10 protein-coding genes are annotated in these 10,906 nt (G+C 40.9%); all 10 read left to right on the top strand.

Annotated elements, in window-relative coordinates:
• Positions 1–267: 267 nt before the first annotated feature.
• The 10 genes from JOC77_RS20720 (at position 268) to JOC77_RS20765 (ending at position 10,505) form a co-directional block, all read left to right on the top strand.
• Positions 268–1,419: a D-alanyl-D-alanine carboxypeptidase family protein gene (locus JOC77_RS20720; protein ID WP_204548429.1), complete on the top strand. Its 1,152-nt coding sequence runs from the start codon at positions 268–270 to the stop codon at positions 1,417–1,419.
• Positions 1,412–2,005: a nucleoside recognition domain-containing protein gene (locus JOC77_RS20725; protein WP_204548432.1), complete on the top strand. Its 594-nt coding sequence runs from the start codon at positions 1,412–1,414 to the stop codon at positions 2,003–2,005. Before JOC77_RS20720 ends, JOC77_RS20725 begins: the two co-directional genes overlap by 8 nt.
• Positions 2,006–2,007: 2 nt before the next feature.
• On the top strand, positions 2,008–2,541 hold the full coding sequence (locus JOC77_RS20730) for a spore maturation protein (protein WP_204548435.1): 534 nt from the start codon (positions 2,008–2,010) through the stop codon (positions 2,539–2,541).
• 152 nt (positions 2,542–2,693) lie between these two features.
• Positions 2,694–3,425, top strand: coding sequence for a pseudouridine synthase (locus JOC77_RS20735; RefSeq protein WP_204548438.1), 732 nt, complete (start codon positions 2,694–2,696; stop codon positions 3,423–3,425).
• A 93-nt stretch (positions 3,426–3,518) separates the two neighbouring features.
• The gene (resA, locus tag JOC77_RS20740) at positions 3,519–4,046 is read left to right on the top strand and encodes a thiol-disulfide oxidoreductase ResA (protein WP_204548441.1); all 528 of its coding nucleotides are present in this window, start codon (positions 3,519–3,521) and stop codon (positions 4,044–4,046) included.
• Positions 4,047–4,062: 16 nt separating this feature from the next.
• Positions 4,063–5,679 (top strand): cytochrome c biogenesis protein ResB, encoded by a 1,617-nt coding sequence (resB, locus tag JOC77_RS20745; RefSeq protein WP_204548444.1) that lies wholly within the window; start codon positions 4,063–4,065, stop codon positions 5,677–5,679.
• A gap of 17 nt (positions 5,680–5,696) precedes the next feature.
• Positions 5,697–6,875, top strand: a complete 1,179-nt coding sequence (gene ccsB / locus JOC77_RS20750; protein WP_204548447.1) for a c-type cytochrome biogenesis protein CcsB — start codon at positions 5,697–5,699, stop codon at positions 6,873–6,875.
• A gap of 269 nt (positions 6,876–7,144) precedes the next feature.
• The gene (locus tag JOC77_RS20755; RefSeq protein WP_204548450.1) at positions 7,145–7,861 is read left to right on the top strand and encodes a response regulator; all 717 of its coding nucleotides are present in this window, start codon (positions 7,145–7,147) and stop codon (positions 7,859–7,861) included.
• Positions 7,858–9,639 carry an ATP-binding protein gene (locus JOC77_RS20760; RefSeq protein WP_204548453.1) on the top strand — a complete coding sequence of 594 codons (1,782 nt, stop codon included), beginning with the start codon at positions 7,858–7,860 and terminating at the stop codon, positions 9,637–9,639. The genes JOC77_RS20755 and JOC77_RS20760 overlap by 4 nt, the downstream gene beginning before the upstream one ends.
• Positions 9,640–10,322: 683 nt before the next feature.
• The gene (locus JOC77_RS20765; protein WP_204548456.1) at positions 10,323–10,505 is read left to right on the top strand and encodes a hypothetical protein; all 183 of its coding nucleotides are present in this window, start codon (positions 10,323–10,325) and stop codon (positions 10,503–10,505) included.
• The last annotated feature ends 401 nt before the right edge of the window (positions 10,506–10,906 follow it).

Genomic DNA, 10,906 nt, shown 5'->3' on the forward strand with positions numbered 1-10,906 from the left:
GGATTAAATAAAATGACCCCGGTACAATACCGGGATCATTTATTAGCAGCATAGGGCCTTTTTATTAAACTGTCCATTTTAGGGGTTACAGTTCAGGTGCGCGGGTCCGCTTCTTTATTGTCAGGGTTTTATTCAGCACCCCTTCTCATGATTAGTAAACAACCTGTTGGTTAAACAAAAGACCCTTCTTGTTCTCTGATGTATTTGTCATAACCTTTGTCCTGTAGCATAAACTTGTACAAAACATAAAAGGAGACGGTCGTTAACATGAGTGTTTTACATAAATCAGTAATTTTTGTATTTATACTTCTTCTTATATCATCATCCTTTCCATCGGGAGCGAAGGGTGCAGGTTTATCGGTCAGTGCGGAAAGTGCCGTGTTAATGGAACAGGAAAGCGGCAGGATCCTATTTGAAAAGAACCCCCATGAACGAAGGAGAATAGCAAGCATCACTAAGATTATGACAGCTTTGCTTGCCATCGAATCCGGAAAAATGAAAAAAGACGTAAAAATAAGCAGTTATGCAGCTGGTACGGAAGGGTCCTCGCTGTATTTAAAACCCGGACAAAAAATGAAGCTCGAAGATTTGGTTTATGGACTTATGCTGAGATCTGGAAATGACGCCGGGGTAGCAATTGCTGAATATATTGGAGGAAGCGTTGAGGGCTTTGCTTATTTAATGAACCAAAAAGCAGAAGAGCTTGGCATGAAGGATTCAAACTTTACCAATCCACATGGTTTGGATAATACAAAGAATCACTATTCTTCTGCCTATGATATGGCTTTGCTTACGAAATATGCAATGAAGTTCAGTGAATATAGAAAAATTACGGGAACCAAAATCCATAAAGCTCCGAATCCAAATGAGAATTGGGATTATTCCTGGAGGAATAAAAATAGGCTGTTAACCCAGCTCTACAAGTATTGCACCGGAGGGAAGACAGGCTATACAAAACTGGCCAGACGCACACTGGTAACCACAGCTGAGAAAGACGGTTTAAAGCTGATAGCTGTAACATTAAATGATGGAGATGATTGGGACGATCATAAGAATATGTATGAATATGCTTTTTCCCATTATAAACTGACTGAATTATTGTCTGCAGGCAAAATAACCAAAATTAAAAATAAAATATATAAAGGAAAGATATATGCCAAAAATAGTTTTTATTTTCCTCTTACCGAAGATGAATCCACACAGATTTCGTTAAAACTGAAATTGCTAAAGCCGCAGGAAGATTGGGAGAGTACAAAAGAAATTCCTGAAATCGTGGGTAAACATACATTTTATTTAGAGGATGAAGAAATTGGCAGCCGAAATATTTTCTATGGAAAATATCAGGAAAAGGGTAAGGAGACGTGGATTCAGTCCTGGAAAAACGTCTTCCTGACAGCGCTAGGCATCCGCCATGGTTAACTATATCTGGGTGGGCATGACCCTGATTGGAATCGTATACGCCATGTTTAATGGGACCATGGAGCAGGTTAATGAAGCAGTCTTTAAAAGTGCAAAGGAAGCAGTCACATTATGTATAGGTCTAATGAGTATCCTCGTTTTTTGGCTCGGAATCATGAAAGTGGCGGAAGATTCTAAACTGCTTGAAAAAGTTTCGCTGATGACAAAACCTGTAGTTAGAAGGCTGTTCCCAGAGGTGCCAAGCAGCCATCCTGCTATGGGCTATATTGTCTCAAATATAATGGCAAATATGTTTGGACTGGGAAATGCAGCCACACCGCTTGGCATTAAAGCCATGGAGCAGTTAAAAAAGTTAAATGGGGATAAAACTTCGGCGAGCCGGTCTATGATTACTTTTCTTGCTATAAATACTTCAAGTGTCACACTGATCCCCACTACTGTTATCGCTATACGAATGAACTATCATGCTTCTTCACCCACTGATATTGTATTTCCTACCTTAATAGCAACGGTTATATCTGCAATAGGCGGAATATTAATAGATAGATACTTCTATTACCGAAGGAAGCGAAAAGGGAGGGAGTAGAAATGGCATGGCTCAATGTAATCTCTTTGTGGATGATTCCGGTTTTAATTGGCTTCATCCTACTTTATGCAACCTATAAAAAGGTGCCAGCATATGAGAGCTTTGTAGAAGGCGGGAAGGAAGGAATAGGGATGGCATTTTCCATCATCCCTTTCCTCGTTGGTATGCTGGTTGCCATATCTATTTTTCGAGCTTCAGGCGCTCTAGATGCAGCGGTTAATTTCGTTAAACCAGCCTTCGATCTGATTGGAGTACCATCAGAAATACTGCCGCTCGCTATCATTAGGCCGATTTCCGGAAATGCGGCACTTGGAATGACAAGCGACCTCATTTCTGTATATGGTCCTGACTCATTTGTCGGCAGGCTGGCTGCCACCATTCAAGGCAGTACAGACACTACATTTTATGTTTTGACTGTTTATTTTGGAGCAGTCGGGATAAAAAGGATGGGTGATGCCCTAAAGGTTGGTCTTTTAGCCGACCTTGTCGGCATAACGGCAGCAATCATTGTAGTCATCTACTTTTTTGGCTACTAAATATACGGCATCCAAACAAGCGGGAGCCCAGGACTTGGTTCAATGAATAAAGTCCCCGGCTCCGCTTTGTTTTTTTCGGTAAATATGTCATAATTGTGTATCGCTTGTTTTAGAGATTTTTGTCGAAGTATGATGTAAAGGGTGAATTATTAATGGAGCGTTTACAAAAAGTCATTGCTCATTCAGGTGTTGCTTCCAGAAGGCATGCCGAGCAGTTAATTTTAGATGGAAAAGTGAAGGTAAATGGAAAAGTTGTGAAAGAACTAGGGACAAAAGTAGGACCTAATGATCAAGTGGAGGTCAATCAAGTCCAGCTTGTTAAAGAAGTTCCAGTTTATTTTCTCCACTATAAAGAGAGAGGTGTCATCTCTGCCGTCAGTGATGACAAAGGCAGAAAAACTGTAACAGACTATTTCCCGGAAGTACAAGAAAGAATATATCCGATAGGCAGACTTGACTATGATACATCCGGCATATTGCTATTAACAAATGATGGGGAATTTGCAAATCTTCTTATGCATCCAAGAAATGAAGTGGAAAAAGTCTACGTTGCTAAGATAAAAGGAATCCTGTTCAGGGAAAATGTAAAAAAGCTTGAAAGAGGGATAAAACTTGAGGATGGAATGACTGCGCCAGCCAAGCTTAAAATTCTATCTGCAGACAAAAAGAAAGGCACTTCGATAGTGGAAATTAGCATTCACGAGGGCAAAAACCGGCAGATCCGCAGAATGTTTGAAGCCGTGGGACACCCTGTCATCAAATTGAAGCGTGAGCGATATGCCACGTTAGATCTTAGCGGGCTTCAGCCGGGAGATTCCAGGGAGCTGACACCGCACGAAGTAAAACAGCTGCGGACATTGGCGCAAAGCCATGGCAAAAAGTAAAACGTTGTCACAAACAATTCAAATAATCGTAAAAAGCGGTTATTGTATAATGGTATAATCTTTGGGAGCAATCTTAAACTGGGGGGGAAAGGGATGGCAAAGAAACAGCGGCTTGCTATGAGGACCATCATATTACTAATACTCGCAGCAGCCTTAGTTTATGCATTGTATGCCAACCTGACTAAAGCAAATCAAGATAAAGTAGAAAAGAATTCAGAAGCGCCTAACTTTGTGTTGACTGATATAGATGGTACAAAACACAAACTATCAGATTATAAAGGACAAGGCGTTGTTTTAAACTTTTGGGGTACATGGTGCAAGCCGTGTGAAAAGGAAATGCCCTATATGAACAGCCAATACAAAGAATTTAAGGACAAGGGCGTTCAAATCCTGGCGGTGAATGTTGGTGAATCCAATTATTCAGTTGAACAGTTTGTGGATAAGTACGCCCTTGATTTCCCTGTACTGATTGATAGAAAAAGCGAAGTGCAAAATGCCTATAAGGTTGATCCGCTTCCTGTAACCTTCCTGATTAATAAAGAAGGAAAAGTGATCGATCAAATGACCGGCAGTTTGACAGAAGCGGAAATACGGAGCTTCATGAATAGAATTAAACCTTGATTAGGGAGTTTTACAAATGAAAGAAGTTAAATGCGAATGCGGACACATAAATCCAGTAGGTACAGCTTTATGTGAAGCATGCGGCAGAGTGGTTGGGGAAGAAGCCGAAAGCAGTAAGCTTCTAGATATGCGCTATGAAGCAAGTCCAAGGCGATCGCAAAATTATAACAGAACATCCGTAGATAAAATATGGAGCTTTTTTTCATCTGTAAAAGTAGGCATCTGGCTGATTGTCCTCACGCTGATCGCTTCGGCTCTCGGCACTATATTCCCTCAAGAGATGTACATACCGCCGAACATGCCAGCTGTGGATTACTATGAGGATGAATATGGCACTCTTGGCAAGCTGTATTATCAGCTTGGATTTCATAACTTGTACAGCTCCTGGTGGTATTTATTATTAATTGCTTCTATTGGGATATCGCTCGTGATCTGCAGCTTAGACCGTGTAATTCCGCTCTATAAAGCGTTAAAGAATCAAAGGACTGCTCCGCGTGAAGGCTTTCTTAAAAGGCAGCGGCTATTTGGTATAACTGAAACTAGCGGGCAAATAGATTTAGAATCTATTAAAAAAAATCTTAAGAATAAGAGATATTCCATTAAAGAAGAAAACGGCAGCATTCTTGCAGAGAAAAACCGTTTCTCCCGGTGGGGTCCTTATGTAAATCATATTGGTCTTATTATTTTCTTATTCGGTGGTTTGCTGCGTTTTGTGCCGGGCATGTATGTGGATGAAGTTGTCTGGGTCCGAGAGGAAGAAACGATTGAGGTTCCGGGAACGAGCGGTCAGTTTTATGTGAAAAACGAAAAATTCATCCGTCAGCTCTATGATCAGGAAAAGGACGACCAGGTCTATAATGAGGCGTTGAAAAAAAATCCTGCTGTTATTAAGAACTTCCAAACAGATGCTGTGCTTTATGAAAAGAAGGGTAACACTCTTCCCGGAGAACAGCCAGAACTGAAACAGGTGGAATCTCACAGCATTCAGGTAAACAAACCTATGAAATATAAGGATTTTGCTTTTTATCAGACAGACTATAAGCTGGATGAAATGCATAAAATGAAATTTAAATTAATTGATAAAAAAACGGAAGAAAGCTTTGGGAAGCTGACTGTCGATTTATATGACCCCAAAAAGAAATATGAGTTAGGCAGCGGCTATTCGGTGGAGCTTTTGAACTACTTTCCCGACTTCGAATTCGGTGAAAATAGCGAGCCCATAACGAAATCCAGAATTCCCAATAATCCTGCTTTTGTCTTTAATATGAAAACACCGGATAAACCAAAAGGTGAAACGAGCTTTGTAGCGATTCAGCAGACGATCGAACCTCAAGAGAATAATAAATATAAGCTGGCTTTTGACGGCATCGAGACCCAGAATGTTTCGGGGCTTACCATTAGAAAAGATATGACTCTATGGTATTTAGCCATAGGCGGAACAATATTCATGATAGGTGTCATTCAGGGAGCATATTGGAACCACCGGCGTATCTGGGTGCAGAAGAAAAATGGACAAGTATGGATCGCTGCCCATACTAATAAAAACTGGTTTGGAATCAAAAGAGAGATAAGCTCTATTTTAAGCGGAACAACTCTTAATGAACCGGCAGACCAGCTTGATGACAAGTCCTAAAAGGGGGAGGCAGCAAAGTGGTTGAAATAAGCAGTAATCTTTTATATATTGCATTTGTTTTATATTTAATCGCCACATTTTTCTTTGCAGGTTCTATAAAAATTAGTAAAGACAAAGAAGAAAAAAAGACAAGCAGATGGTCACTCATTGGAATTGTTATAACGTTAATAGGATTCGCATCTCAAATTGGGTATTTTATTACGAGATGGATTGCTGGAGGGCATGCACCTGTAAGTAATTTATTCGAGTTTACCACCTTCTTTGGAATGATGCTGGTTGCAGCTTTTATTATCATCTACTTTATTTATAAAACTTCTATTCTAGGAGTCTTTACACTTCCTGTTGCATTGCTGGTTATTGCATATGCAAGCATGTTTCCGAGAGAGATTACCCCTCTTATTCCAGCTCTGCAAAGTGACTGGCTCCATATCCATGTTACAACAGCAGCAGCAGGTGAAGCTATCTTAGCTTTAAGTTTTGCAGCAGGACTTATTTATCTTATTAAATTTGTAGATCAAACCAAGAGCAGCAAACGGACGTTTTGGCTGGAGACCACATTATTCGGTCTCATTGCAACTTTAGGTTTTATTATTGTAGCTACATCATTTTCTCTGGCAGACTATGAGTCAAAGTTCAACTGGGTGGACAAAAGGGGTCAGGAAGCAGAAGCTGCTTATCATATGCCTGCTTTGATCGGCCCACATAAATATGAATCCGTGACAGATGGTTCCTTCCAGCCGCTGGCAGAGGTTCCGGCATTGATCAATGCTATGAAGCTTAATACGTTTATCTGGTCCTTATTAGCAGGAACTATTTTATATCTTCTTATCCGGCTTATATTTAGAAAACGGGTGGCTGCCATACTGCAGCCGCTCGTTAGAAAAATAGATCTAAATCTGGTAGATGAAATAGGATATCGCTCTGTTTTAATCGGTTTTCCTATTTTTACTCTAGGCGCTTTGATCTTTGCTATGATTTGGGCTCAAATGGCCTGGACTAGATTCTGGGGCTGGGATCCAAAAGAAGTTTGGGCATTAGTAACTTTCCTCTTTTATGCCGCATTTCTTCATTTGCGTCTATCTAAGGGCTGGCATGGAGAAAAATCAGCCTGGCTTGCAGTCATAGGATTTGTCATTATCATGTTTAACCTGATAGCGGTAAACCTAATTATCGCCGGTTTGCACTCTTATGCATAACAGACAACCCCGTTTAACATAACGGGGTTTTTTGTGCAGCGGGGAGATACTGAGGCTGGATTTTTTCTTGACCTGTTTGATCGTTTAAGTCCCTTTAATTATGTCAAAAGGAAATGGAGAAGCAATAGGGGCTTAAATAGCAGCAAAAGGTGCTGCTATCGCAAATAGACCGTTTTTCTACTATAATAAAAGTATCAGAACGATAATGAACTCTCACGATACATACTCTTGCTTTTTCAGCAGAAAAAGCAAAAATAGGGGGCTTTAATGTGGAAAAGGAATATAGAATCCTTGTTGTAGATGATGAAGAAAGAATTCGGCGCTTGCTTAAAATGTACCTTGAAAGAGAAGGATATCTTATTGAAGAAGCTTCCGATGGGGTAGCAGCGCTTGAGATGGCAATACAAACGGATTATGATTTAATTTTGCTGGATATCATGATGCCTGGAAAAGATGGTGTTGAGGTATGCAGAGAGTTAAGAGAGAAAAAGTCCACACCTATAATTATGCTGACTGCAAAGGGAGAAGAAATTAACCGTGTCCAAGGCTTTGAAGCGGGAACGGATGATTATATTGTAAAGCCATTCAGTCCTCGGGAAGTGGTGCTCCGGGTCAAAGCTCTGTTAAGAAGAGCTTCTAGCACAAGCTATATTCAAACTGAAACTTCCACGAAAGATATTATTGTTTTCCGTCATTTAACAATTGATAATGATGCCCATCGGGTAACGGCTGAGAATATGGAAGTAACGCTGACTCCTAAAGAGTATGAACTGCTATACTTTCTTGCCAAATCGCCTGACAAGGTATTTGACCGGGAGCAATTATTAAAAGAAGTCTGGCATTATGAGTTTTTTGGAGACTTAAGAACGGTTGATACTCATGTGAAGAGATTGCGGGAGAAATTAAACAAGGTATCAGAAAATGCTGCAAAAATGATTGTCACAGTCTGGGGAGTAGGCTATAAATTTGAGGTAATAAATGAATGATACTTTGGAGAAGTGTAGTAGGAAAGCTATGGGTAACCATATTACTGTTAGTGTCCTTCGTCTTATTTATACTGACGGTTCTATTGCTGGAGTTCTTTCAAAATTATCATAAAAACGAAATTGAACAACAGCTTTCCGCGACAGCGAGCAGAATAGTGACCATTCTCCACCAGCATGAAGATATGGATACAGCTTTAAAAATTTCATCCGAACTGATGGGAAAAGCCACAAAGGTAATCGTAATCGAGGATAAAACACATGATTTTGCCTCCGAGAACATCAGCCGCCCATCGGCCATGATTTCATTCATAAGAAACAATCCAGAACTATCAAACGTCATGAAAAACCAAGTGCCCATTAATCAGCAGATGGAGCTTCCGGCAAATACAGATGGTAAATCATCTACAGGAATTATCGTAGGAGTACCCGTAAAACTCAATGGAGAAAAAGGGGCTGTATTTTTATTTCAATCCCTGGAAGCTATGGAAGCAACTGTGCATTCTACGACTAAGTTTATCTGGCTTGCTGCAGGTGTAGCGGCCATATTGACTACCATATTTGCCTTTTTCCTTTCGACCCGGATCACAGCTCCACTGCGTAAAATGAGAGAAGCTGCCTTTGAAGTAGCACGAGGCAAATTTGATACTAAGGTTCCTATTTTAACTCATGATGAAATTGGGGAGCTGGCGACTGCCTTCAACCAAATGGGTAAACAGCTGAAGTTCAATCTCAATGCATTAAGCCAGGAAAAAGAAAGCCTTGCCAGCATTTTAAGCAGTATGGCAGATGGAGTCATAACATTTAACAGGGATGGAACGATTCTAACATCAAATCCTCCGGCCGAACGCTTTCTTCAATACTGGTATAAAGAAAAAGGATTCATACAAGGAAGCCATGATGCAGTTCCATCTGTATTGATGAAACTTTTTGAGCAAACAGAGGAGTTTGAAAGCGAGCAGGTTGGTGAAATATCTATTCAGAACCACTATTGGGTTCTAATTGTAAGTCCTCTCTATAATAATAAGTCAATCCGGGGAGCAGTAGCTGTTTTGCGGGATATGACTGAAGAGCGCAGTTTAGAAAAGCTGCGGAAGGATTTTATCGCCAATGTCTCCCATGAGCTGAGGACTCCAATTGCCATGCTTCAGGGATACAGTGAAGCGATTATCGATGACATTGGAACTGTAGAAGATAAAAAAGAGATGGCTCAGATAATATATGAGGAATCTTTAAGAATGGGCCGCCTCGTAAATGATCTGCTCGATCTGGCCCGCATGGAAGCAGGTCATATATCCCTTAATTACGAAAAAGTCAGTATTGCACCTTACCTAAAACGAGTGGTTTATAAATTCCAGGGTCTTGCCAAGGAAAAAGACATTGAAATTACGGTAGAAATAACCGAGCCGGAAACTGAATATTCCTTTGATCCTGATAAAATAGAACAGGTCTTAACCAATCTTATTGATAATGCAATCAGGCATACACCTGAAGGCGGCGCTGTGAAAATAGTGCAAAGCGGGGATGCACATAGGGGGCTCATGATAAAGGTTCAAGATTCCGGATCAGGAATTCCAAAGGAAGACCTGCCATTTGTATTCGAACGCTTTTACAAAGCCGATAAAGACCGAACAAGGGGACGTTCGGGAACCGGCCTTGGCCTAGCCATTGCCCAAAATATCATCCGGTCCCACGATGGGAAAATTTCCGTAACAAGCGAACTAGAAAAGGGAACGACATTTTATATCAATATCCCACGAAAAATGCAAGAAATTAGTTAAAAACCCAAAAACCTGCCGATAAATCTTGTTTCGTATGGAACAAAGAAAAGCGGAGAACGGTGCCTTTCAATGGGAAAAATATGAAGCAGAATGTATAGCCAACTCTTTCAAAAATCAACACTAGGCAGAAAGGCAGACACCTGACAGGCGTAAGAAAAGCGGCAGCGAAAGGCCGCACTTGCCTTTTGATGGCGATTGGCTTACGACGGAAGGTGTCAGTTCGGAGCTAGACAACAAAGAAAAGCGGAAAACGGTGCCTTTCATTGAAAAGATTATTAAAAAAAGAATGAAATACCATTTAATTCAGTAAATGAAATAAAAGGAATGGCAGCCATCCTACAAGCATAAGACGAGAGCCCTTGGGGAGTGTTTTTCTCCCCGAGGGGTGCTTGGCTTATGACTCGAGGATGTCAGTTCGGAGCTAGACAACACCGAAAAGCGGAGAACGGTGCCTTTCAATTAAAAATTATTAAAAGAAGAATGAAATACCAATTATTTCAGCAAGTAAAATAGACAAGAAAGGCAGCCATCCGACAAGCATAAGACGAGGAGCCCTTGGGGAGTGGTTTTCTCCCCGAGGGATGCTTGGCTTATGACTCGAGGATGGCAGTTCGGAGCTGGACAACACCGAAAAGCGCAGGACGGTGCTTTTCTAGATGGGTTTCTTACGAAAGCTAGACTAAATGTCTAGCTTTTTATATTTTTATCAACCTTATGAAAAGCAGACACCTGAAAGGCGTAAGAAAAGCGGCAGCGAAAGGCTGTCTTTACCTTTTGATGGCGATTGGCTTACGACCGAAGGTGTCAGTCCGGAGCTGGACAACACCGAAAAGCTGAAAGCAGTGCCTTCCAAAGGGAATTTATAATAAGGACTATGAATTAGGGATGTATAACAACAAGCTAATTAATAGGAAGGCAGAGACCCGAAAAGCATAAGACGAGCAGGCCGTAAGAAGTGCTTTTCTTCTATGGACTGATTGGCTTATGACTCGAGGGTCTCAGCTTGAAGCTGGATAGCACCGAAAAGCGCAGAACGGTGCCTCAATACCCTTAAAGATGAGCCCCTCTGTTCGTCTTTTTTAGTTCAAGCGGGTAATTTTGATATGAAAGAGGATGAAAAACACCCTCTCACATGAAAAAAGCAATGATCTAAAGTGCGTGCAACCATTGAAATCATAGGGGCGGATATTGCAAAGAAAACTCATTATGCTCGTGCAATCGATTATCGCGGCATAGAGCTTGGTAATAGATGTGTCTTTGATAATGA

The organism is Peribacillus deserti, assembly GCF_016909175.1.
GTDB classification, from domain to species: Bacteria; Bacillota; Bacilli; order Bacillales; family DSM-1321; genus Paraperibacillus; species Paraperibacillus deserti.

Bases quoted from the DNA above. Each gene is read 5' to 3' on its own strand.
- JOC77_RS20760 (WP_204548453.1), top strand. From the start codon at position 7,858: ATGATACTTTGGAGAAGTGTAGTAGGAAAGCTATGGGTAACCATATTA.
- JOC77_RS20765 (WP_204548456.1), top strand. From the start codon at position 10,323: ATGTCTAGCTTTTTATATTTTTATCAACCTTATGAAAAGCAGACACCT.
- resA (WP_204548441.1), top strand. From the start codon at position 3,519: ATGGCAAAGAAACAGCGGCTTGCTATGAGGACCATCATATTACTAATA.
- resB (WP_204548444.1), top strand. From the start codon at position 4,063: ATGAAAGAAGTTAAATGCGAATGCGGACACATAAATCCAGTAGGTACA.
- JOC77_RS20730 (WP_204548435.1), top strand. From the start codon at position 2,008: ATGGCATGGCTCAATGTAATCTCTTTGTGGATGATTCCGGTTTTAATT.
- JOC77_RS20735 (WP_204548438.1), top strand. From the start codon at position 2,694: ATGGAGCGTTTACAAAAAGTCATTGCTCATTCAGGTGTTGCTTCCAGA.
- JOC77_RS20720 (WP_204548429.1), top strand. From the start codon at position 268: ATGAGTGTTTTACATAAATCAGTAATTTTTGTATTTATACTTCTTCTT.
- JOC77_RS20725 (WP_204548432.1), top strand. From the start codon at position 1,412: ATGGTTAACTATATCTGGGTGGGCATGACCCTGATTGGAATCGTATAC.